Annotated in this window: 22 protein-coding genes; 10 read left to right on the top strand and 12 right to left on the bottom strand. The window is 48.8% G+C overall.

All coding sequences use genetic code 11. The features are described 5' to 3' along the window. Positions 1 to 174 precede the first annotated feature (174 nt). A complete protein-coding gene (locus MR847_RS01865; protein ID WP_287722802.1) occupies positions 175 to 1044 on the top strand; it encodes a hypothetical protein in 870 nt (289 codons plus the stop codon). 106 nt (positions 1045 to 1150) lie between these two features. Beyond that, positions 1151 to 1639 carry a 2-C-methyl-D-erythritol 2,4-cyclodiphosphate synthase gene (ispF, locus tag MR847_RS01860; RefSeq protein ID WP_287722801.1) on the top strand — a complete coding sequence of 163 codons (489 nt, stop codon included), beginning with the start codon at positions 1151 to 1153 and terminating at the stop codon, positions 1637 to 1639. Here ispF and MR847_RS01855 read toward each other — a convergent pair. After that, positions 1636 to 2163 (bottom strand): NUDIX hydrolase, encoded by a 528-nt coding sequence (locus MR847_RS01855; protein ID WP_100425038.1) that lies wholly within the window; start codon positions 2161 to 2163, stop codon positions 1636 to 1638. The genes ispF and MR847_RS01855 overlap by 4 nt on opposite strands. A 47-nt stretch (positions 2164 to 2210) precedes the next feature. Here MR847_RS01855 and MR847_RS01850 point away from each other — a divergent pair, with 47 nt between their 5' ends. Both MR847_RS01850 and MR847_RS01845 read left to right on the top strand, forming a co-directional pair. Next, positions 2211 to 3254 carry a serine hydrolase domain-containing protein gene (locus tag MR847_RS01850; protein ID WP_287722800.1) on the top strand — a complete coding sequence of 348 codons (1044 nt, stop codon included), beginning with the start codon at positions 2211 to 2213 and terminating at the stop codon, positions 3252 to 3254. A gap of 80 nt (positions 3255 to 3334) precedes the next feature. Beyond that, complete coding sequence (locus tag MR847_RS01845) at positions 3335 to 3904, top strand: outer membrane beta-barrel protein (RefSeq protein WP_157797873.1); 570 nt, start codon at positions 3335 to 3337, stop codon at positions 3902 to 3904. A 100-nt stretch (positions 3905 to 4004) separates the two neighbouring features. On the opposite strand, the gene MR847_RS01840 is transcribed toward MR847_RS01845, so the two are convergent. Continuing rightward, positions 4005 to 5387: a TrpB-like pyridoxal phosphate-dependent enzyme gene (locus MR847_RS01840; RefSeq protein WP_287722799.1), complete on the bottom strand. Its 1383-nt coding sequence runs from the start codon at positions 5385 to 5387 to the stop codon at positions 4005 to 4007. A 125-nt stretch (positions 5388 to 5512) separates the two neighbouring features. Between MR847_RS01840 and MR847_RS01835 the strand changes: the two genes are divergently transcribed. Beyond that, positions 5513 to 6418: a fibrobacter succinogenes major paralogous domain-containing protein gene (locus MR847_RS01835; RefSeq protein WP_287722798.1), complete on the top strand. Its 906-nt coding sequence runs from the start codon at positions 5513 to 5515 to the stop codon at positions 6416 to 6418. 32 nt (positions 6419 to 6450) lie between these two features. Continuing rightward, on the top strand, positions 6451 to 6654 hold the full coding sequence (locus tag MR847_RS01830; RefSeq protein WP_100425032.1) for an endonuclease/exonuclease/phosphatase family protein: 204 nt from the start codon (positions 6451 to 6453) through the stop codon (positions 6652 to 6654). Positions 6655 to 6703: 49 nt separating this feature from the next. Here the strand turns inward: MR847_RS01830 and phoU are convergent, their stop codons facing one another. From phoU to MR847_RS01805, 5 genes are all read right to left on the bottom strand, one after another. Further along, positions 6704 to 7387 (bottom strand): phosphate signaling complex protein PhoU, encoded by a 684-nt coding sequence (gene phoU / locus MR847_RS01825; RefSeq protein WP_100425031.1) that lies wholly within the window; start codon positions 7385 to 7387, stop codon positions 6704 to 6706. Next, complete coding sequence (gene pstB, locus MR847_RS01820) at positions 7387 to 8145, bottom strand: phosphate ABC transporter ATP-binding protein PstB (protein WP_287722797.1); 759 nt, start codon at positions 8143 to 8145, stop codon at positions 7387 to 7389. Before pstB ends, phoU begins: the two co-directional genes overlap by 1 nt. Beyond that, positions 8142 to 8978: a phosphate ABC transporter permease PstA gene (gene pstA, locus MR847_RS01815; RefSeq protein WP_277003324.1), complete on the bottom strand. Its 837-nt coding sequence runs from the start codon at positions 8976 to 8978 to the stop codon at positions 8142 to 8144. Before pstA ends, pstB begins: the two co-directional genes overlap by 4 nt. After that, positions 8975 to 9847, bottom strand: a complete 873-nt coding sequence (pstC, locus tag MR847_RS01810; protein WP_100425028.1) for a phosphate ABC transporter permease subunit PstC — start codon at positions 9845 to 9847, stop codon at positions 8975 to 8977. The genes pstA and pstC overlap by 4 nt, the downstream gene beginning before the upstream one ends. A 67-nt stretch (positions 9848 to 9914) precedes the next feature. Then, positions 9915 to 10928, bottom strand: coding sequence for a hypothetical protein (locus tag MR847_RS01805; RefSeq protein WP_106519713.1), 1014 nt, complete (start codon positions 10926 to 10928; stop codon positions 9915 to 9917). 223 nt (positions 10929 to 11151) lie between these two features. Here MR847_RS01805 and MR847_RS01800 point away from each other — a divergent pair, with 223 nt between their 5' ends. Together MR847_RS01800 and MR847_RS01795 are read left to right on the top strand one after the other, a co-directional pair. Next, positions 11152 to 12033, top strand: a complete 882-nt coding sequence (locus MR847_RS01800) for a substrate-binding domain-containing protein (RefSeq protein WP_287722796.1) — start codon at positions 11152 to 11154, stop codon at positions 12031 to 12033. A gap of 99 nt (positions 12034 to 12132) precedes the next feature. Then, positions 12133 to 12879: an exodeoxyribonuclease III gene (locus MR847_RS01795; RefSeq protein ID WP_100425025.1), complete on the top strand. Its 747-nt coding sequence runs from the start codon at positions 12133 to 12135 to the stop codon at positions 12877 to 12879. Between the two features lie 85 nt (positions 12880 to 12964). Here the strand turns inward: MR847_RS01795 and MR847_RS01790 are convergent, their stop codons facing one another. After that, on the bottom strand, positions 12965 to 14626 hold the full coding sequence (locus MR847_RS01790; RefSeq protein ID WP_287722795.1) for a putative transporter: 1662 nt from the start codon (positions 14624 to 14626) through the stop codon (positions 12965 to 12967). A 50-nt stretch (positions 14627 to 14676) separates the two neighbouring features. Beyond that, positions 14677 to 15195 (bottom strand): FISUMP domain-containing protein, encoded by a 519-nt coding sequence (locus tag MR847_RS01785; protein ID WP_287722794.1) that lies wholly within the window; start codon positions 15193 to 15195, stop codon positions 14677 to 14679. A gap of 198 nt (positions 15196 to 15393) precedes the next feature. On the opposite strand from MR847_RS01785, the gene MR847_RS01780 reads away from it, so the two are divergent. After that, positions 15394 to 16293 carry a LysR family transcriptional regulator gene (locus MR847_RS01780; RefSeq protein ID WP_100426757.1) on the top strand — a complete coding sequence of 300 codons (900 nt, stop codon included), beginning with the start codon at positions 15394 to 15396 and terminating at the stop codon, positions 16291 to 16293. Positions 16294 to 16425: 132 nt separating this feature from the next. Continuing rightward, positions 16426 to 17589 (top strand): CotH kinase family protein, encoded by a 1164-nt coding sequence (locus tag MR847_RS01775; protein WP_157797870.1) that lies wholly within the window; start codon positions 16426 to 16428, stop codon positions 17587 to 17589. A gap of 5 nt (positions 17590 to 17594) precedes the next feature. On the opposite strand, the gene MR847_RS01770 is transcribed toward MR847_RS01775, so the two are convergent. From MR847_RS01770 to MR847_RS01760, 3 genes are all read right to left on the bottom strand, one after another. Then, positions 17595 to 18350 (bottom strand): flavodoxin family protein, encoded by a 756-nt coding sequence (locus MR847_RS01770; protein ID WP_277003341.1) that lies wholly within the window; start codon positions 18348 to 18350, stop codon positions 17595 to 17597. Between the two features lie 14 nt (positions 18351 to 18364). Beyond that, entirely contained in the window at positions 18365 to 19756 is a 1392-nt protein-coding gene (locus tag MR847_RS01765; protein ID WP_287722793.1) for a DEAD/DEAH box helicase, read from the bottom strand. A 21-nt stretch (positions 19757 to 19777) separates the two neighbouring features. Continuing rightward, a partial coding sequence (locus MR847_RS01760; protein ID WP_287722792.1) for a bifunctional metallophosphatase/5'-nucleotidase occupies positions 19778 to 21332 on the bottom strand: 1555 nt, incomplete at its 5' end.

Below are 21332 nucleotides of genomic sequence, written 5' to 3'. Positions count from 1 at the left end.
GTCTTGTTATCCCCAATGGGGACAAGCAATCCACTTGAAAGGTTTCAAACCCGCTGGCTATGCCGGCGGGTTCCTTTTTTCCTAGAGTCTTCCCTGGTAAATGTGCTATATTATAAAAAGCAACTTATAATTTTGTTACGGTCGGTGAGGTATGCATTTTAGCATGGAGGGAAAATGAAGTTTGTAGCGATCGCTTTGTTAGGACTGTTTTCAGCTGTCCTTGCGAAAACGGATACCACGTTTACCTTCAACGCCATCACCTTCTCGGAGCATTACCCGCGATTTGAAGATGGAGACTATGACTCGCTGCCGGATTGGGCTAAAACAGAGAATGTGCTGGCTTATGACCCCGATTGGGAGACTATTTGCTATGAGCGATTTGAACCTTTGATAGGTGGAGTTTGGTTAAATTTGTCACGAATTGATTCTTCGGTCGCTGTGGCTCATGTGGCAGTTGAGGGTTGGACCGATGCTGAGTATTATCCTGGCTGGCAGTTCTGGCGGGTTGGAGACAAGAAAAAGTACCCGATGACGAGTATCATTATCGACGAATTCAAGATGTACCATGAATGCGGCTTTTTAAAGATGCCCTGGGCTCAGGCGGATTCGATTATCCGACATATTGTTTTTGATTTCATGCTTGACGGGGATACCACTGCGGATTGGGAAGACGGGGATTATTACAATGCCACAGGGCTTGAAATGAAAGCAAGCTTTGTAGTCCCTGGCGAAGAAAGGAAGAATCCGATGGAAATCGGGCTTCCTGATTGGAAATTGACTTTGCCAAGTAATGTCATTGAGTTGATGGAATCGGTTTCGGTTCCTCGCACTAATGCCGTCGCTTTAACTACGCCACAAGTGCATAAGCTCGTGCCCGGTAAATTCGCTGTTGTCGGTCTTGCTTCCGAAACGTCTTTCCAGCTTTTTGATTTGAACGGCAAGGTTTTGAAATCGGGAAAATTGAAAAGCGGGGGAGTGGTGAACACGCCAGCGCATCCGGTGATTCTAAAACTTGAAAATGGAGCGCAATTCCTGCTGAAGTGATTGGATTGCTTCGACCCTTTGGGGCTCACGATGGCTCTTTGGAAGCGCTTTTTGTTTGGGCGAATATTTTATATTGGCTTAAAAAGTCAAAAATAAAGGATTTAAAATGGAAAAAATTTTCCGCACCGGTATCGGATTTGATGTTCATAAACTCGTGGAAGGTCGCAGGTGCATTATCGGCGGCGTGGATATCCCTTATGAAAAGGGACTCCTTGGCCACAGCGACGCGGACGTTTTGCTCCATGCGATTAGCGATGCCTTGCTTGGAGCCGCAGGCCTTGGGGACATCGGCACGTACTTCCCGGATACCGATCCCGCTTTTAAGGACGCCGACAGTTTGGTTCTTCTCGGACGCGTCCGTGAAGAAGTGGTGAAGGCGGGCTGCAAAATTGAAAGCCTCGACAGCGTCGTGATTTGCGAACGCCCGAAGGTAAATCCGCATCGCGAAGAAATGAAGGCGAACATTGCCCGCGTATTGCAGATTCCTGTAGAATGCATCGGCGTGAAGGCGAGCACAAGCGAAAAGCTAGGATTTACCGGTCGCGGAGAAGGCATCGCTTCAGAGGCCGTGGCGACTGTAAGCAAGATGGTTTAATGCAGCAGGTAGTCGAAATCTTTTGGATGACAGACAAAGTTCTGCGGCGTTTTTTCTAACGCTTCTTGAAGCTCTTTCACCGAGAAAAATTTGAAGTCATCGACTTCATGCGGTTGCGGTACGAGTTGTGATTTTTCTTCTTCGGAAATGAACGCTTTGTACGTGTCGTAATATTCGTTGTCGATGTAAGAACCGCCGTTCAGAACGCTTGTGTGGACGGCTTCAAAAATAAACGTGAGATCTTCGGGCTTTTTTTTGAGCCCAAGTTCTTCGCGAATTTCTCGGATGGCGGAGTCGATGCTCGAATCTCCGGCGGAAATATGTCCTGCACAACTGGTATCGTAAAGCCCCGGATTGTTTTCTTTGTCGTGGGCGCGAAGCTGGAACAGAATCTTGCCCGCTTTATCGATTAGCCAAATGTGAACCGTGCGATGCCAAAGGCCTCGCTTGTGGACTTCGCTACGCGGGCAAATTTCTCCGGTCTTTTGTCCGGTGCTGTCTAAAACGTCAATCTGTTCTTCCATTTGGTTTCTCCCATTTTTTCCCTTAGCTGAAAATCTATCTTATTTATATGAACGAAGCATTTGAAAAATCCTTAAATACCCTGTTTGAAAGTGCAATTGCAAGTGGAGTGTTCTCTAAAGCGGTTGTCGGATTCACATCGGAAGAAGGCATGGAGATTCGTGCCTATGGCACACCGGAAGATTCTGTATTTGATATTGCTTCGGTCACAAAAGTTTGCCCGACATCGACGCTTGCATTAAAACGCGTTTTAAACGGAGAATTGGATTTAGATGCGAAAGTCATCGAGTTCCTTCCTGAATTGCGTACAAATTACAGGAACGAAATTCTAGTGCGTCATTTGCTGACGCACAGCCTCGACTATCGAGTACCGATGAGTTCCTTAAAGCGCCTTCCGCCGGAGCAGATATTGGATTCACTTTTTCAGTATCGCTTTAAACAACAACCGGGAACTGTTTTCAATTACGGCAATCCGGCGAGCATTTTGCTTGGGCTTGTTCTAATGCGAATTTCGGGCGGTAAAAGTTTGCAGGCTCAGGGCGAAGAAGAATTTTTTAAGCCGCTTGGCATGACGCGTTCCGGCTGGGATCCGCTGACCCGTGTGCAGAAAGAAGAAGTCGTGGCGACCGAAGAAGATAACTGGCGTGGACGAATAATCCAGGGCGAAATTCACGACGAAAGCGCCTTTGTTTTGCGCAAGTTCTTTCCGGTCGGCAGTGCGGGAATGTTCTCCACGGTGCCGGACCTTTTGAAATTCGTGACGATGATCTTGAACGATGGGGAATTCGAAGGCAAGCGCGTGATGCCTGCGGGCGTTTTAAGCCTTGTTTCTTCGAACGCTTTAGATGGCCGAGTGCAAGGGGAATGTACAGCTCTCGGTTGGGAACTCGATGCAGAAAAGTTCATGGGAAGCGTCCACAACTCGCACATGTTCGGCAAAACGGGCTTTACAGGTTCAAGCATTGTCGCGGATGCGCAAAAAAAGAAGGCCGTGGTGCTGCTCAGCAACTTCACTTACCCCAAAAGAGAAGATAATGCGTCGAGAATTAACGCTTTTCGGTCGCGTCTTTCTGAATTGACGTTCACCCATTGAAAAATCCTTTTCTAGTTTATTGCGCCGGCGGGGGCAATGACGCCCTCGTTTTAAATGAGAGGGAATATAAACTTATGAAAATGATTGGTTTGGTTGCGGGATTGCTTTTGAGCGCATCTCTTGCTTTTGCTGGTGAAGGTCGCACGGGCATTTATGCAAGTGGCGGCGCCGGTTTGCAGTTCGGTAGCACGGAAGGTTCGAATACGGCTACGAATTTTTTGGAAACGCTTGGCATAGACGATGCCGGTGTGGAATCCAAGGGTTTGCAAGGCTTTGCGTTTGATTTGAAGCTCGGCTACTCGATTATCCCGAACTTGGCTGTTTATGGTATTGGCGCGGTTTCGACCGATGCGACGATGACCGATGAAAATATCTCGTTCCTGTATGTGGGCGGTGGCGCTTCTTATTGGTTCCCGATGGATATTTTTGTCGGAGGCTCGATCGGTGCAGGTCGTTTTAATTATGAAAATGCAGTCTTTACCGATGACTTCGGATTCTCTTTCCGTATTTCGGCGGGTAAGGATTGGACCATCGGTTCTCGTGGCGGTATCGGCGTGGAACTTTACTACCAGCACGCGGCGACGGAAGACGACTATAGCGAATGGACCGGCAACATGGTCGGTTTGAAGTGTAACGTCAGCTATCGTTAAAAGGTCTGAAGGTGTAAAAAAAGGCGGCGCAGAGCGTCGCCTTTTTCAATATGTCGTTGTGATAATCACGTCTTCGGCTCGTTATGACACCGCGGACGGATTAAGCCAAGTTGCCCGGGAAGTGCGGGATTTTGTTGATGCTTGCCTGAAGATCTTCATCCGTCGGGATGTAGTCGTTCATGTTGCCATCGTTGTATGCTGCGTAAGCCTTGAGATCGAAGTAGCCGGTACCCGTGAGGCCAAAGACAATCGTCTTTGCTTCGCCGGTTTCCTTGCACTTGAGAGCTTCGTCAATCGCAACACGAATAGCGTGGCTCGATTCCGGTGCCGGGAGAATGCCTTCCACGCGAGCGAACTGCGTAGCGGCTTCGAACACCTGGGTTTGTTCCACGGAACGGGCTTCCATAAAGCCATCGTGGAAAGCCTGGGAAAGAATTGGGGTCATACCGTGGTAGCGAAGACCACCTGCGTGGTTTGCAGACGGTATGAATTCAGAACCGAGCGTGTACATCTTGGCGAGCGGGCAAACGTGACCGGTATCGCAGAAGTCGTAAGCAAATACGCCACGGGTCAAGCTCGGGCAGGATGCCGGTTCGACTGCGATAATCTGGTAGTCCTTTTCGCCGCGCATCTTTTCGCCGAGGAACGGAGAAACGAGGCCGCCGAGGTTAGAACCACCGCCAGCGCAGCCGATGATTGTATCCGGAACGATGTTGTACTTGTCGAGGGCGGCCTTGGTTTCGAGACCGATGATTGTCTGGTGCAAAAGGACCTGGTTCAGAACGGAACCGAGTTCATAACGGTAGCCATCCAGATTCAGAGCCGCTTCCACAGCTTCGGAAATGGCGCAACCGAGGCTTCCGGAGGTGCCCGGGTATTCGGCGTTGATCTTGCGACCGATTTCCGTGGTCATGGACGGAGACGGGGTAACGCTTGCGCCATAGGTGCGCATCACTTCGCGGCGGAATGGCTTCTGTTCATAAGAAACCTTCACCATGTAAACTTTGCAGTCCAGTCCAAAGTAGGCACAAGCCATCGAAAGGGCAGTGCCCCACTGGCCAGCACCCGTTTCGGTCGTGACACCCTTCAAGCCTTGTTTCTTTGCGTAATAGGCCTGGGCAATGGCGGAGTTCAGCTTATGGCTTCCGCTTGTATTGTTACCTTCGAACTTGTAATAGATTTTTGCCGGGGTGCCGAGAGCCTTTTCGAGACAGTAGGCGCGAACAAGCGGCGACGGGCGATACATTTTGTAGAAGTTGCGGACTTCTTCCGGAATAGGAATCCACGGAGTATCGTTGTCAAGTTCCTGCTTGACGAGCTCTTCGCAGAAGATCGGGGTGAGTTCTTCAAACGTGAGAGGCTGAAGAGTGCCCGGGTTCAGCAGAGGGGCTGGCTTGTTCTTCATGTCGGCACGGATGTTGTACCAGTTGGTCGGAATTTCTTTTTCGGAAAGATAAATCTTGTACGGAATTTCTTCGCTCATGGCGTTCTCCTAAAATATTTACTTTTGAAACATAGCTTTTTTGTAAGAGGGTAGAAAAATAATTGAGACTCGATAGGTGAAAATTCTACATTTAACAAATGAAATTTTTGAATTTGTTTTGCATAATGCTTCTTTTCTTCGTCGCGTGTGATGATACGGCATCAAATCCGTTAAAAGAAGAGTCTTCGTCGGCGTTTAGCAGCAGTGTATCGAGTTCAGACGAAAAAGAATTTTCGAGCGATGCCCGATCTTCTTCTTCGGAAAAGAAAGTCTTTTTTTATTCATCGAGCAGTCATGTGGAACTGTTATCGAGCTCTGCAATGTCGTCTTCTAGTGAAGGGATGTCTTCGTGCGAAGCCGTTATAGAATCTTCTTCGCAGGAATTTTTGGAAAGTTCCTCCTCGACGGAATCCTTGTCATCGTCGGTAGAGGCGTCTTCATCGTCGTCGGAGATTTTTTTGCTTGAATCAAGTTCAAGCAGCGTGAAGGCGTCCTGGTTGAATCTGAATCCAAAAATTCATTACGGGGAATACACGGACCAGCGTGACGGACAAATTTACAAGACGGTCAATATAGGCAATCAAATCTGGTTCGCAGAAAATTTGAACTATGCAACGGACGCGTCGGATTCTGCGACTGGCCATTTGGAATTCGGAAAGTATTACAATTGGGCTGCTGCAGATACCGTATGCCCTGCGGAATGGCACTTGCCAACTTTTGATGAATGGAAAACATTGGCGATAGCTGTAGGTTCGTTCGATTCGGCTGGGAAGTATTTAAAATCTTTAACCGGTTGGGAATCGAGCGGAAACGGCAATGATCAATATGGATTTTCGATTGTGCCTGCGGGATATTTTAACGACGGCGGCGTAGTGAAAATGGGAGAAGTTGCGGCTTTTTGGAGTTCAACAGAAACGAATGACAAAAGTAAAGCGTTCCCATGGTATTTCTTTTATAACAGTCATTCTGCGACGGGATCGAGTTCGGTCAATAAGCAGTTGGGCTTTTCGGTCCGCTGTATCAAAGATTAGTTTTCAAGGTTTATCAAAGAAAGGATTTTTACATGAGACTTGTCTCTTGGAATGTCGCAGGAATTCGCGCCTGCATCAAAAAAGGTCTTCCGGATTTTCTCGCAAAGATCGATGCGGACGTCTTTTGTATGCAAGAAGTCAAGGCGGAAATGAACCAGATCGATTTTCATCCGGAAGGTTATAAGGAATATCTTTACCCGGCCAAGCGCAAGGGCTTTTTGTTTAATAGGTTATAAATCCGGCTAGGCGTTTCGCCTGCCGGACTTTTGCTTGGATGGATAGGGATTATTTGTCGTCTATTTCCGTTGCGCCGTTGATCAAGCTTACACCGTGATGCGTTCCTGTTTCGGCAAAGATTGCCCATTGCGCAACGTTCATCGCGTGGTCACCAATACGTTCCAAGTATTTGGCAACCATAATGGAGTTGATGGCGCTCTCGGCACGGCTTTCGTTATTCTTAACGATTTGAACGAGCTCTCTTTTGGCAGAGGCAAAACAGGCGTCTACGGTATCGTCGCTGTCGATGACGTGACGAGCCAAGTGCAAGTCCCTATCGGTAAAGGCGCTCACGCTTTGGCCGAGCATTAGCAGGGTTGCCTTGCCCATGGCGGGAATCGCTTCGAGCTGGATTGGTGCATCGCTTGGGTCCGTGTAGGCGACGATTTCTGCGATATCTGCGGCCTGGTCGCCAATGCGTTCTAAGTCTCCGACCATTTTGAGGGAGGCGGAAATCAATCGAAGGTCACGAGCTACAGGCTGTTGGCTTAAAAGGAGGCGCAGACAGAGCCCTTCGATTTCTTTTTGTTTTTGGTCGATTTCCTTGTCGGCCGCGACAATGTGCTTAGCTGTGGCGCGGTCCAAAGAAGAAAGGGTTTCAATGGCGGCCCTTAAAGAATCTTCGACAAGGGAACCCATTTCTTCGATTGTGTTGCTTAAAATTTCGAGTTGGGAATCAAAACGGTTTCTCATTATCCAAATCTCCCGGTGATGTAATCTTCGGTACGCTTGTCCTTGGGCAGCGAGAAGAGGGTTTCTGTTTGATTGACTTCGATGATTTCCCCCAGGAGGAAAAAGGCGGTCCTGTCGGACACTCGCGTCGCCTGTTGCATATTGTGCGTGACCATGACGATTGTGTAATCCTTTTTGAGTTCAAGAACCAGGTCTTCGATTTTAGAAGTCGAAATCGGGTCAAGAGCGCTTGTGGGTTCGTCCATCAGCAAGACTTCGGGAGAGACGGCGAGGGCGCGGGCGATGCAAAGTCTTTGCTGCTGTCCGCCAGAGAGCCCGAGGGCATTCTTTTTTAAGCGGTCCTTGAGTTCATCCCAAACGCCCGAACTTTTGAGCGAGTTCTCGACGATTTCATCGAGCTTTTCTTTTTTGTGAATGCCGTGGGTTCGCGGACCGTAGGCGAGGTTGTCGTAGATACTCATAGGAAATGGATTCGGCTTTTGAAAGACCATGCCCACTCTTTTGCGGAGAATGTTCGGATCCATTTTGCCGTAAATGTCTTCGCCGTCCAAGCGGATGTCGCCCGTGATTTTGCAACCTTCCACGAGATCGTTCATGCGATTCAAGGATTTGAGCAACGTGCTTTTTCCGCAGCCGGAAGGCCCGATGAATGCCATGATTTCATTCTGCTGAATGTTCAGGCTGACATTTTTAAGTGCATGAAAGTTTCCATAGTAAAGGTCCATGCCCTGAATGTTGATTTTTTCTTTTTGTGTCATGAGTTTTTTCCAAGCTTTTTGGCGAATTTGTTAGATGCCCAGTTGATGAGAAGGACGACTACGATCAAGATGACCGATGTGGCGTAAGCTTCGCCGGTGTGAAGACCTTCGTGAGAAAGTTCGTACATGTGGACGGAAAGCGTTCTGCCCGAAGAGAAGATTCCCTTCGGAAAATCGGCGACCGTTCCCGCCGTGTAGATCAAGGCTGCGGTTTCACCGACGACGCGACCTACCGCCAAAATGACGCCCGCAAGGATGCCCGGAATGGCGGCGGGCAAAATCACCGCGAGAACGGTTCGGAGCTTTCCTGCGCCAAGTCCATAGGAACCTTCGCGGTAGCTGTCCGGGACGGAACGCAGAGCTTCTTCCGTTGTACGCATCACCAGGGGAAGGATCATGATGGAAATCGTCAGAATACCGGAGACGAGGGAATATCCCAGATGCAGGGCGGTCACAAAGAAGAGCATGCCGAATAGACCGTAGATGATCGAGGGAATGCCTGAAAGCGTTTCCGTGGTGAGCCTTACAATGCCGACGATCTTATTTCCGCGGCTCGCATATTCCACCGTATAGATGGCGGCGCAGATGCCGAGAGGCCCTGCGATCAGAATCGATCCGAGGATAATGATCACCGTGTTCAGAATGGAAGGCAAGAACGAAACGTTTTCCGAATTGTAGGTGAGCGAAAACAGTGACGGCTTGAGAAAGGGAATTCCCTTCACAAGGATGTAAATCACCAAAAATCCCAATGCGAAAATTGTGATCGCAATGGAGAGAGTCACAAGGATTCTCAGAGCTAGGGAAAGGGGTGAACGTTTGTAATAACTGATCATTGGATAACTCTCTTTTTCAGAATGGAAAACATCAGGTTGATGATCAGGATGAAGGTGAACAGGACGACACCCGTTGCAATCAAGGCTTCTCGATGCAAATCCGCTGCATAGCCCATTTCTAGGACGATGTTTGCCGTCAAGGTTCGGATACCGCCCAGGATTCCGTTCGGCATGCGCGCTTGGTTACCGGCGACAAGGATCACCGCCATCGTTTCACCGATTGCACGTCCGAATCCAAGAATGAACCCGGCGACAATTCCCGAAGTCGCTGCCGGGAGAACCGTAAAGAAGACGCTCCTTTCATGAGTCGCCCCCAGGGCGAGCGAACCTTCGTAATAACTGTTGGGAACCGCTCGAAGCGCCGCCTCGGAAACAGAAATGATGGTCGGTAAAATCATGATGCCGAGAAGGATCGATGCGGTCAAAATGCTCGCACCGCTGCCACCAAAATTTTGACGCACGAACGGAACGATGACGACAAGTCCAAAAAAACCGTAGATCACCGACGGAATTCCCGCAAGAAGTTCCACGGCGGGTTTCAAAAGCTTATGCATTCTGTCGGAACAGAATCGCGCAAGGAAAATCGCAGACAAAAGTCCTATCGAAGCACCAATCGCAAGCGCTCCTAGAGTTACATAAACACTGCCGAGAATCATCGGGAAAATTCCGTAAACGGCAGGTTCGTCTGTAGGCGCCCATTCCTTGCCGAACAAAAAATCCGAAATGCCGATTTTAAGAATCGCCGGAATACCGTTTGCAAACAGGAAAACGCAAATCAGCGCCACAAAGAGAATACTCGCGAGAGCCGAAACTAAAAAGATATGCGAGGCGATTTTCTCTTTGAATGATGTGTTAAATTGAAACTTCATAAGTTTTTCTTTAAAAGACCCTCCGAAAATCGGAAGGCCTTTTTTGGAGTGGATGAAGCTGAAATCCTTAGCGAATGGTCGTGGTGAGGCGAACGCTCAATCCGACGTCAGAGATTTTGTTTTCGCTGTAGACCGTTGCCTGCACTTTGCTACGGCTACCGACCTTTTTCACAAGACCCACGGCCCAGCCGAGTTCATCTGCGTCTGCATTCAATTCATCGCGGTCGGTGACGTATTCCACTTCGACAAACGCCTTGTCCAATATACCTGCGGTCGGGAATTCAATACCCGCGTAAACCGGGAAGTATTTGGAATCCTGGGCGTAAAGAGGCTTTGCGGCAGAGCCCGCTTCGATCGTGGCTTCGTTCACGTCATCGTTTTCGCCGGTTATGATGGCAGCTGCTTCACCGTAAACAGCGAGCTTTTCTGCGATGTTGAACTTGGCGCGAAAATCGACCGCATGCGTGAGGACTGCGTCGTACTGAACCAGGTCCAGAACGTTTACACGGTAGCCAAGGCCGATCTTCAGAGCGTCTCCGAGTTTCAGATCATCGTTCACACGGAGGTAACCCTTGTTGAAATTTCCGTCTTCGGTTCCAATCATCACATTCAGCTGATTCGAAGCCTTTTTCCAGCCGACTTCAAAAGCGTCATGAGAGTAATCGCGGGCAAGGAATCCGCGCTTCGAAAGGTTCTTGTCGAGGTAAGCACCGAAGTTGCCAGCGCCTTCCGTATCTGTTTTCCAGTGACCGAGCTTCACATTCAAACCGAGATCGTTCCACTTGTAATTTCCGTAATATGTATCTGCTTGATACTTGTCGGAGCCGCCGTTAAAATTCGGGGCATACATGCGAATGGTCACTTTTGCGTCGAAGTTGTCAGAACTGTAGCTTCCGCCGATGTTTGCGCGGAACCAGAAACCGTCCAAGGTGTTGTCCTGGTCGTTATCGTAAAAAGCCTTCGCTGCTTGTGTCTGAATATTGCCGGTCAACTCAAAGTTGTCTGCAACCTTTTCTTCTGCGGCAGCTGCAATGCCGAAGGTGGCAAGAGCGGCGAACAAACAGTGTTTCTTCAATGTCATTATAAACTCCTTTGGGATTGTCCCTGTTTGAATGACGCTCTCAAGTTAAGTTGCCATTGTAAAATCAAAAGGGGACGGAAAGTAAAGTCTTTGAAAAGTCTGGAAACTGGCGAAAGTATGCTGTAGAACTTTACAAGGAATTTACGGCCTTAATCGTGGGGACTTTACAAGACAAGTCTACTTTATGCTCGTCATTCAACAACCTAATGAAGGAGAAATAAGAATGAATAAATCCACTTTAGTTGCTTGCTCTTTTGCCTTGATGGCATTGGTTCTGATTGTCGCTTGCAACGAATCGAAGCCTAAAACTCAAATGGAAGCGAGCGAAAAATCCGCTGCGATTTCTGTGATTACCCGTGAAGCGGGTTCGGGCACGCGCGATGCATTTACGGAACTCGTCGGAACGATTGTCAAGGAAAACGGAAAGAAAAAGGATATCACGACGAAGGAAGCGTTGACGATTGACGGGACCCAGGGTGTGATGAGCACGGTCGCCGGAAACGAATATGCAATCGGTTACATTTCGCTCGGTTCTTGGAATAATACGATCAAGGCACTCTCGGTCGATGGCGTGGAACCGTCTAAGGAAAATGTGAAGGCCGCAAAATATCCGATTTCGAGACCGTTCAACATTGCAACAAAGGGTGAAGGCAACGCTCTTGTGAAGAACTTCATCGAGTTCATCATGAGCGCAGATGGCCAGGGTATCATTGAAGCAAAGGGCTATGTCGGTGTTTCCGATGGAGCACGCTTTGAAAGCAAGAAGATGAAGGGCAAGATCATTATCGCAGGCTCTTCGAGTGTTTCCCCGGTGATGGAAAAACTGAAAGAAGCCTATATGGCTTTGAATCCGGATGTGGAAATTGAAATTCAAACAAACGATTCCTCTTCGGGTATGCTTGCCGCAAAAGAAGGTACTTGCGACATCGGCATGGCAAGTCGCGATTTGAAGGCGAGCGAAAAGGAAGTGCTCACCGGTTTGACGATTGCTCGCGATGGTATTGCTGTAGTGGTGAACAACCAGAATCGGCTTTCGAACATTTCTCTTGCGGATTTGCGCGGCGTTTACACGGGCAACATTCGCTTCTGGAATCAGGTGAAGTAAAAGATTCTTCGTTGAACTCCATACGCTGTCCTCATTTCTTCGGAAATGGGGACTTTCTTTATTAATTTTCCACTAGAATTGTTAAAAAGGAGTTCGCACATGAGACTTGTCTCTTGGAATGTCGCAGGAATTCGCGCCTGCATCAAAAAAGGTCTTCCGGATTTTCTCGCAAAGATCGATGCGGACGTCTTTTGTATGCAAGAAGTCAAAGCGGAAATGAACCAAATCGATTTTCACCCGGAAGGTTACAAGGAATACCTTTACCCGGCCAAGCGCAAGGGCTATTCGGGAACAATGATCTACAGCAAAACGGAACCGCAGAGCATCCAGTATGGTTACGGCGAATCCGAGTATGACGATGAAGGTCGAAGCATTACCGCAGAATTCAAAGATTTTTACCTCGTCACGACCTATGTGCCGAATGTAAAACGGGATCTTTCCCGCTTAGAGTCCCGCATGCACTTTGAAGATACGTTCAAGGCGTACCTGAAAAAACTCGAAGAAAAGAAACCTGTGATTCTTTGCGGCGACCTGAACGTGGCACACAACGAAATCGATATTTACAACGCCCGTTCGAACCGCGGACACGCAGGCTTTACCGATGAAGAACGCGCGAAATTCACCGACCTCCTCGCGAGCGGTTTCGTCGATACGTTCCGCAAATTGCATCCGGATACGGTGCGTTACAGCTGGTGGAGTTACATTGGACACGCCCGTGACAACAACGTCGGATGGCGCTTGGACTATTTCGTCGTGTCGGAAAGTCTTTTTCCGAAGGTGAAAGAGTCGTATATCTACGATGACGTTTTCGGCAGTGACCACTGCCCCGTGGGTCTTGAAATTTAGATCGCTACTCCTCGAAGAGAATAACTCAACTAAGTCACGGAAGTGGCTAGTTTCGTACAGCTTCGCTCGCCATGACGCGCTAGACTTAAGCGAGAAGGAGTATCGCTAGAACTTGTCCGCTTAAGATTCGTAAGAGCATCGTCAGAGGGTAAACGGAGGCGTATCCCACATTTGTCGCTTCGCTGTTCGTCATGCTGTTGGCAAAGGCGAGGGCAGGAGGGTCGGTCATGGAACCGGCGATCATACCGCAGAGGCTCAAATAATTGACCTTGAAGACGAGTGTTCCGACAATGCCTGCGATCATCAGCGGAATGAAGGTAATCAAGGCGGCGAGTCCCATATAGTAGAAACCATCACCGTTCAAAAGAACATCAAAGAACTTAATACCCGCATTCAAGCCAACGCACGTAAGGAACAACGTAATGCCTAGTTCGCGGAGCATCAAGTTTGCACTTGCCGCCATAAAGAAGTTTAGCGGGCCAAGCTTGCGCTTGCGAGAAAGCAGAATTGCAACAATCAGCGGGCCACCAGCAAGACCGAGCTTGAGCGGTGTCGGCATGCCAGGAATCGCAATAGGAATCGATCCGAGAATAATGCCGAGGAAAATGCCGATAAAGGCCGGAATGATCTCAGGATGGTCCAAAGCCTTGAGGGAATCGCCGAGTATCTTGGCTACGGCGTCAATGCCTTCGCTCGGGCCGACGACAAGAACCTTATCCGCAAATTTCAGACGCAAATCGAGACGTCCGGTGAACTTGAATTCTCCGCGGACGACACGGCTTGCGGTCACTCCGTAATGTTCCAGGGCGAGCGTTCCGAGAGTTTTGCCAAGAACCTTTTTGTTCGTCACAAGAATGCTGCGGGTTTCAATCTTCGAATGGAGCTGTGTAATGGACTTTTCAAGGCGCGAACCGATCAGCTTTTCCATCAGCTCGACATCTTTCGGGAATCCGACGATGTGAAGTTTGTCGCCTTCCTGCAAAACGACCTTTCCGTCCGGCATTGAGACGTCATCACCGCGCTGCAAGCGGGTAATCACAATACCGCTCGTTCGAATGCCCGGAATGTCCTTGATGCGCGCGTTAAAAAGGTTCTTGTTTTCGAGAGCGAGACTGCATGAGACAATGTCCTGACGGGTCTTGCCGAGCTCTGCCGTGTATTCCTCTGCAGCGGCCTCTGGCTTCTTTCTAAAAATGAGACGCACAAGAAGCATCACCAGAATAATGCCGATTACACCGAACGGGTAAGCGACCGCATAACCGATACCGGTAAGAGACGTGTCCGCACCTGCCGCCGCAAGAGCTGAGTTGGCGGCGCCCAGGGAAGGCGTGTTTGTCACGGCGCCGCAGAGCATACCGATCAGCACCGGAACGTTCTGGCTCATATCGGTAAAGAAGTAAATACCGACCGTAATCAAAACGCCCATCAGCACAATGCTCACTGCGAGAATGTTCAGTACAAGACCATGACGGCGAATCGAGTCGATAAAGCCCGGACCCACTTGCATACCGATTGTGTACACGAACAAAATCAAACCGAATTCCTGCATAAAGTGCAGAACGTTCGGATCCATGCGAAGGCCAAAATGCCCAAAGAGAATGCCAACGAAGAGAGCTCCGGCACCGCCGAGGCTTACACCCTTGACCTTAATGCGTCCGATCATGAGACCGATGGCCGCCGTAAAGGAAAGGACGACCACCTGCTGTGCGACCGAAGATCCTGTAAATAAATCAATGAACCATTGCATAAGTATTTCTGGGTTAAAGGGAATGCTTCTGGTATCTATCTAAAAGGAATCTACTTTTTGATGCAGCGGATCGAAGCGGAAATGCTCTTGTTGAAGTGTTCGAACACGGTCGTGTCGGTGACGCGAACGAGAACGGCACGGGAATCGTCAAAGGCGTCTGCGGTCCAGAAACTGGCGCTTGTGCCGAGGTCAGCGGACTTCCCGTCGTAATAGCGGAAGCCAGCCTTCACCACATTCAGAGCCTTTATGTCTGCCTTTCCAAAGTCCGCCTGGGTCGGAAGCGTCCAACCGTTTGGGCAAATCTTTGTGGCGGTTTCAAACGGGTAAAGGCTGCCGTAGATTTCGCAGTTCTTTGCGGAATCGCCGTAGCAGTGACTTGTGCCGGTGAGATCCAGACGGGCGAGGTTTTCGGCCATCCAAATGCGGCCGCCGGTTTTAACGGTCTTGTAAGTTTTTTCGACGCAGACGAGCTCGTTTGAATCTGCGTTGTAGCTGCAGGTATTCGCCTTTTGGCAAGCGGTGAGAGCGAGGGCTGCTGTAGCAAGAGCGGCGAAGAACTTGATCGACATAATGACTCCTGATTGAGGTTTTTTTACGGTTCAAATGTAGAGTCATTCATCACTTTTGACTAATAATTTGTTTGTATCAATTTATCAATAATTATTATTAATTAAAGATGATTTTATAATTGACAATTATCTAATAATCAAACTATCTTATAGGAAAAAATCTAGGAACAACACCCTTTTTGCTTATATTTGACCGAAATGGAATTGACACAGCTGAAATATTTTTTGGAAGTCGCCCGAACGGAGCATGTGACGCAAAGCGCAAAAAACCTTTATGTGGTGCAGCCCGCTTTGACCCAGGCGATTCACAAGCTCGAAAGTGAATTGGGCGTTCCGCTGTTCAAAACGGTCGGTCGAAATATTAAGCTCACCGAAGCGGGCCGGTTCTTTTACGAAAAGCTCTTGCCGCTGTATGAAAACATGATGCTGCTTCCGTCCCAGCTGAAAGAGATGATTCAAAAGCAGAACAACAATATTAAATTGAACGTTCTTGCCGCATCCACTTTGATTACAAGCGCTGTTATCGACTATAAAAAAGAGCATTCCGACATCGACGTGGACTTGATCCAGAACGAAGAAACGAATGTCTTTGATATTTGCGTTCGCACGTATGCGAATTACCGCCCTGAACTCGATCACACGAATAGCGATGAAACCTTTGTTCATTCTGAAAAGATTTTCCTCGCAGTCCCGAACATTGCCCGTTACAAAAAGATGAATTCCATTTCGCTTTTTGACTTGCGAGATGAAAAGTTTATTCGTCTTTACGGCTCTAAGCAGTACCGTAAAATCTGTAACGAACTCTGTGAACGTGTCGGCTTTAATGCGAACGTCACCTTTGAAAGTGACAACGCACTCGCGGTAAAGGAAGCTGTGGCGGCAGGCATCGGCGTCGGATTTTGGCCAGAACTTTCCTGGGGGAAAATGGACCATAAAAAGGTGCGCCTTTTGGAAGTGACCGATACGGAATTCAAGCGCGATATCGTTGTGTCGCTTCGCCGCAATCAGCAGGGCGATTCTAAAACGGAAGCCTTTTACAATTACCTGACCCATTATATTTTGCGACGCAAAAAGAAGAAGCGCTCCGTTAATCCGTAAAATCTTGATTTTGGGGGGCTTTTCGGTTATATTCTAAACGAGTTTGAAGCTATGCGAATATTTCCGTGGATTATGCTTGCGGCCTGTGCGATTTTTTGTTCGGGTTGCCTTTGGGAAAATACAGAATCGTCAATGGATGACGTTTCATATTTGCCGTTGGACGATTCGGAATATCCCTACGCAGACATTCCGCGCGTGGTGATTGAAACGGAAAATTTCAAAGACATCCGAAATCGCGAAACCTTGGTTCCTGCCCGTTTGCAGATTTACGGCAAGGATTCTCCAGAGAGTGAAATTTTGGAGCTCACCGTACGCGGGCGCGGAAACTCGACCTATCACACTCCCAAATACGGACTCAAACTCGAATTCACCGAAAAGACATCGCTTCTCGGAATGCCCAAGAACCGCGACTGGGCACTCCTTTCGAAATACGGCGATAAGACTTTAATCCGCGACTATATGATGACGCGCCTTGCGAATTGGCTCGGAGCGCCTTTCACTCCAAGAATGCAGTTCGTGGAAGTTTACCTGAACCGCGAATACAAAGGTGTCTTTATGCTTTCGGAAACGATCAAGTTTTCGAAGAAGCGCATTAACCTTGCCCAAAACGATTCGAACTTTTTATTTGAAAAAGAAGACTCCAAAAAAGTCGATGACCCATTCTTTGAAACATTGGACGGGAACCTGATTCACATTCAGGAACCGAAGCGCGTTTCCGAAGAAAATATCCAAGTGGCAAAGGCGCACCTGGACAGCTTTGAAACCTATCTGCACCGGCAAGATTTTTGGGGTGAAGATTCCATTGAGAATTGGTTGAACATACACGATTTTCTCGTGTACTATTGGATTCAGGAATTTGCGAAAAACGAAGACGGCAAGTTCACCCGAAGCGTCTTCTTTTACTGGACCCGCGGCGGTCAAATCCACTTTGGACCGCTTTGGGACTTTGACCTGGGCTTTGGAAATGAGTCCCGTAAACAGTACAGCATGCCCGAAAATTGGTTCATTCGCAATTACCGCTGGAACCGCTTTATTCTAATGGATTACCGGATGTCGAAAAGGGCGAAGGAATACTGGGAAGATCACCGGGAAACTTTCCATGCTCTGATCGACAGTATTCCGCTGTACAAAAAGCAAATCGAAAAGGCGGCGAAGAATGAATTCAAACGCTGGCCGATTCTTGATAACGCTTTCCTTTGGGCGTTAAGGCATTCCTACGATTCCCACGATGAAGCCGTCGATTCCATGACCGTGTGGATGGAAAAACGTTTTCAGTGGATTGAAGATAATCTTTAGAATTTTTAGAAGTTGTCGTCGCGGTCGAACATGTGCGTGACGAATTCCGTGACGAGCGTAACGTAGGCGTCTTCGCCAAAGATCGGCTTCTGCATCAGGTCGATCGCTTCCTTGGAAATGGCGTCGGTTTTTGCAAGTTCTGCGCCGCCTGCTGCATAGCGTTTGCGGAGCATGTTCAAACGACGCTCTCCACCGCGATGGTGTAAGGCGCGCATCTGCGGGCAGGCTATCAAATAATACTTACCCTTGCCGAGAATGATGTCGAACTGCTTCTGGATCGGTTCATACACAACGTCGATATCCATCCAGGCACAGCTCGACAGCAGAATGATTTTTTGACCGGGCTTCTGGTGCTGTAGACCGTGCATCGGTTTGTTCATATCGGGCGTAGAATTTTCCCCGCTCAACTTTTGGCCCATGTAAGGGTGAACCATTCCCACGATACGGTCGAGCAAAACTTTCATTTGTCCCGGAATGCTAAAGAGGAACAGCGGGAAACTCCAAATGACCACGTCGGCTTCTTCGAGCTTTTTACGGGTCTCCGGAACATCGTCGTCTTTAATGAAACAGCTTCCGTCTGGGCGGCCCCAGCAGGTGAGGCAACCGCGGCAAGGTTTGATGTTTAAGCGGTCTATAAAAACATATTCCGATTCATAGTCGCCGTTTTCGAGCATTCCGTCCACGAAGGCTTTTGTCGGAATGAGCGTTCCGCTTCGTTCGTTCTTGGGGCTTGCGACCATGATGAGAATTTTCTTTGCCACAGGTTTTTCCTCTTTTATCCGTTTTGCGACTGCTGTTTTTTTGCCTGTTCTTCTCTTAAGCGGCGACGTGCGCGGCTGCCGAGGCGCTTGCCCGTGTGAGTCTTAGGCGTTGGAACGGCGTTTTGCTTTTGAGCCGCTTGAGGTTTGCTCGGTTCCTTTTTCGCCGATTCCTTTTTTTGCTCGCGCGCTTTGCGACCGCCGAGCTTTCCGGTACGCCAGCGAGCGTTGCGGGCTTCGCTTTCGGGAGTTTCCTTTTGCGGAGGCGGGAGCTTTTCAAAAATCGCGCGGTCGCCTTCCGGAATCTGGACGCGGGTCAACTTTTCGATAGCGCGCAGGTCCTGCTCTTCGTCCGGGGCGCAGAAAGAAATGGCGACGCCTTCGCGGCCAGCGCGGGCTGTACGTCCAATGCGATGGACAAAGGTTTCTGGAACATCGGGAAGATCGTAATTGAAAACGTGCGTCACGTTGTCCACGTCGATACCGCGGGCTGCAATGTCCGTGGCGACGAGAACGCGGATCTGTTCCGTTTTAAAGTTGCCGAGAGCTTCCTGGCGGCGGTTCTGGCTTTTGTTGCCGTGAATGGCGGCACAGGTAATCTTTGCCTTTTCGAGAACGCGGACGATTTTATCTGCGCCGTGCTTGGTCCGCGAAAAGACAAGAACCTTTTTCATTTCCGGATGCTCTAAAAGCATTTCCTTGAGAAGCGCACCTTTGCGACGTTTGTCGATGCGGTAAAGCTCCTGGCGAATGCGTTCGATCGGCGTGCTCTGCGGGGCGATTTCGACGCGGACTGGATCCGTGCGTAAAATCGATGCGGCGAGCTTTATGATTTCGGGCGGCATCGTCGCGCTAAAGAACAGGTTCTGGCGTTTTTGCGGAAGTTGTGCCACGACCTTTTTGATATCGTGAATAAAGCCCATGTCGAGCATGCGGTCTGCTTCATCGAGAACAAAATATTCGAGCTTCTTTAAGCTGACCACGCGTTGATTGATGAGGTCCAAAAGGCGGCCCGGCGTGGCGATTAACGTATCGACTCCGCGGGAAAGCGCTCTTTTTTGTGGTAAATCGCTGACTCCGCCGAAAATGCAGGCGCTTGTTAAACGGGTGTACTTCTGATATTTTTCAAAGCAGTCCGAAACTTGAATGGCGAGCTCTCGCGTCGGGAGCAGGACCAGAACGCGGATCGGCTTTTGGCCTTTAGAGTCTCCGCCTTGGAGCAGGTTCTGCAAAATCGGAAGAGCAAAGGCTGCCGTCTTTCCGGTACCCGTCTGGGCGATGCCCATCAAGTCTTTGCGTTCCAAAACCGGAGGAATCGCTTTCTCTTGGATCGGTGTCGGAGTGGTGTATTTTGCGTCAACGATTGCACGCTGCAGACGTTCGTCTAAGGGAAGTTCGGAAAATTTCATATTGCGAACAAAGGTAGAAATTTAGCGGGACTTTTCGCTTGCCGTTACCAAAATTCTCCCTTGAGGCTTGCGGTAAAGCTCCGGAATTTCTGAACCGAGTGATTTTAAATACTTCATGACGGCTTCGTCATCCGTCATCACTTTGTCTATAACGATTTCACTTTGTCGAAACGATGTGATTTCGGCCCCGGCGTATGCTAGGTAAGAAGCCATCCCCACGGTATAAATTTTGTCATCTGCCATATTTACGTAGCCGCTGTCGGTTTCGACTTGAATGTTTTCAATGTGCGGAATGGAATCGATGACGATTTCGTAGCGCATACCCGAAACTTGCAAAAAGCCTCCAAATTCATCGGGCAAATGCGAAGCCCCTTCAGAAAGCGCGGACTTGATCTGTTTTCCGGTCGCTTTGACAAGGCACATGTCATTTGCAAACGGGATTACGTCTAAAATATTTTGGTAAGAGATGCTCCCGGCAGGGATCGTGGCGCGAACGCTTCCTCCGTTCACTAGACCGATTTGGGCTTCGAAAGCGTTCCGAAAGGCGTCGGCGACGAGATCGGCTAAATTCGTTTCGCCTTTGCGGACTAAACGTTTCCCGTCATCTCCGTTGATGTTCAAATCAAACTTTGTGCTGGAAATTACCTGTTGTAAATCCTGAACCGCAATTACGTATAAACTATCGTAGACCGCAGAAACGGATTTGCTTGAGGTCGTGATACTGTCTAGCGGAATCAATCGGGAATGAAATCTTCCGTCATGCGTAATTTCTAAAACGCCGACATTTTGAAATTTGGAACCTGTTTGGGAAACCAGAATACTATCGCCATTTAAATTGGGAACAAATTTTTCGGCGACAACGGAATGAGAATGGGCGTCGAGGACAGCATTGATTCCGGAAGTATTTTGAATTAATTCCATGGAAGTGAAGGGTGGCTCAATTCCGAAATGTGAAAGCAGAATCACGTAATCGGCACCCGCTTTGCGCGCATTGTTTACCGCGGTTTGTACCAATTGAAAAACATTGCCTGCCGGAATGTCGTATGAATCCTTTGAGGAATCATCTTCGAATGCATAAGATTCTGTTACTAAAGCATTGGGCGTAAGCGCCCCGACAAAGGCGATTTTCTTTGAACCGATTTGTTTTAAAACGTAAGGTTTGAACAGGGGCGTCGTTGTCCCTTTGAGGACAAGGTTAGAACAAATGATGGGTGGGGTTAGGGAATCGGCAAGTTCCATCAAGCGCGGAAATTTGTAATCGAGCTCGTGGTTTCCGAGAGCCATGACGTCATAACCGACTTTATTTACAACCGGAACGACATAGCCTCCGTGTGAAATGCTTCCCCAGGCTCCGCCTTGCAAAAAATCGCCGACAGAAACGGTCGCCACGTCGGCTGTATCGGCAATCAAATCGCGGAGACCTGCGAATTTTGCATAGCCTTCCATATTGCAATGAACGTCGTTTTCGTAAACGATGACAAGGCTTTTTTGTGAAGAGGAAGGGGTCCCCTCTGCTTGGGAAGATGTTTCAGAACACGAAAATACAGTGAACGCAATGCACGAAAGAAAAAACTTT

It is taken from the genome of Hallerella sp. (assembly GCF_022776125.1).
In the GTDB taxonomy this organism is placed as follows: domain Bacteria; phylum Fibrobacterota; class Fibrobacteria; order Fibrobacterales; family Fibrobacteraceae; genus Hallerella; species Hallerella succinigenes.
Note: the sequence above shows the minus strand (reverse complement) of the source record. Positions and strands in the feature narration are given on the sequence as shown.

Coding starts and splice junctions, on each gene's coding strand:
- MR847_RS01865 (WP_287722802.1), top strand. CDS start 175: ATGAAGTTTGTAGCGATCGCTTTGTTAGGACTGTTTTCAGCTGTCCTT.
- ispF (WP_287722801.1), top strand. CDS start 1,151: ATGGAAAAAATTTTCCGCACCGGTATCGGATTTGATGTTCATAAACTC.
- MR847_RS01855 (WP_100425038.1), bottom strand. CDS start 2,163: ATGGAAGAACAGATTGACGTTTTAGACAGCACCGGACAAAAGACCGGA.
- MR847_RS01850 (WP_287722800.1), top strand. CDS start 2,211: ATGAACGAAGCATTTGAAAAATCCTTAAATACCCTGTTTGAAAGTGCA.
- MR847_RS01845 (WP_157797873.1), top strand. CDS start 3,335: ATGATTGGTTTGGTTGCGGGATTGCTTTTGAGCGCATCTCTTGCTTTT.
- MR847_RS01840 (WP_287722799.1), bottom strand. CDS start 5,387: ATGAGCGAAGAAATTCCGTACAAGATTTATCTTTCCGAAAAAGAAATT.
- MR847_RS01835 (WP_287722798.1), top strand. CDS start 5,513: ATGCTTCTTTTCTTCGTCGCGTGTGATGATACGGCATCAAATCCGTTA.
- MR847_RS01830 (WP_100425032.1), top strand. CDS start 6,451: ATGAGACTTGTCTCTTGGAATGTCGCAGGAATTCGCGCCTGCATCAAA.
- phoU (WP_100425031.1), bottom strand. CDS start 7,387: ATGAGAAACCGTTTTGATTCCCAACTCGAAATTTTAAGCAACACAATC.
- pstB (WP_287722797.1), bottom strand. CDS start 8,145: ATGACACAAAAAGAAAAAATCAACATTCAGGGCATGGACCTTTACTAT.
- pstA (WP_277003324.1), bottom strand. CDS start 8,978: ATGATCAGTTATTACAAACGTTCACCCCTTTCCCTAGCTCTGAGAATC.
- pstC (WP_100425028.1), bottom strand. CDS start 9,847: ATGAAGTTTCAATTTAACACATCATTCAAAGAGAAAATCGCCTCGCAT.
- MR847_RS01805 (WP_106519713.1), bottom strand. CDS start 10,928: ATGACATTGAAGAAACACTGTTTGTTCGCCGCTCTTGCCACCTTCGGC.
- MR847_RS01800 (WP_287722796.1), top strand. CDS start 11,152: ATGAATAAATCCACTTTAGTTGCTTGCTCTTTTGCCTTGATGGCATTG.
- MR847_RS01795 (WP_100425025.1), top strand. CDS start 12,133: ATGAGACTTGTCTCTTGGAATGTCGCAGGAATTCGCGCCTGCATCAAA.
- MR847_RS01790 (WP_287722795.1), bottom strand. CDS start 14,626: ATGCAATGGTTCATTGATTTATTTACAGGATCTTCGGTCGCACAGCAG.
- MR847_RS01785 (WP_287722794.1), bottom strand. CDS start 15,195: ATGTCGATCAAGTTCTTCGCCGCTCTTGCTACAGCAGCCCTCGCTCTC.
- MR847_RS01780 (WP_100426757.1), top strand. CDS start 15,394: ATGGAATTGACACAGCTGAAATATTTTTTGGAAGTCGCCCGAACGGAG.
- MR847_RS01775 (WP_157797870.1), top strand. CDS start 16,426: ATGGATGACGTTTCATATTTGCCGTTGGACGATTCGGAATATCCCTAC.
- MR847_RS01765 (WP_287722793.1), bottom strand. CDS start 19,756: ATGAAATTTTCCGAACTTCCCTTAGACGAACGTCTGCAGCGTGCAATC.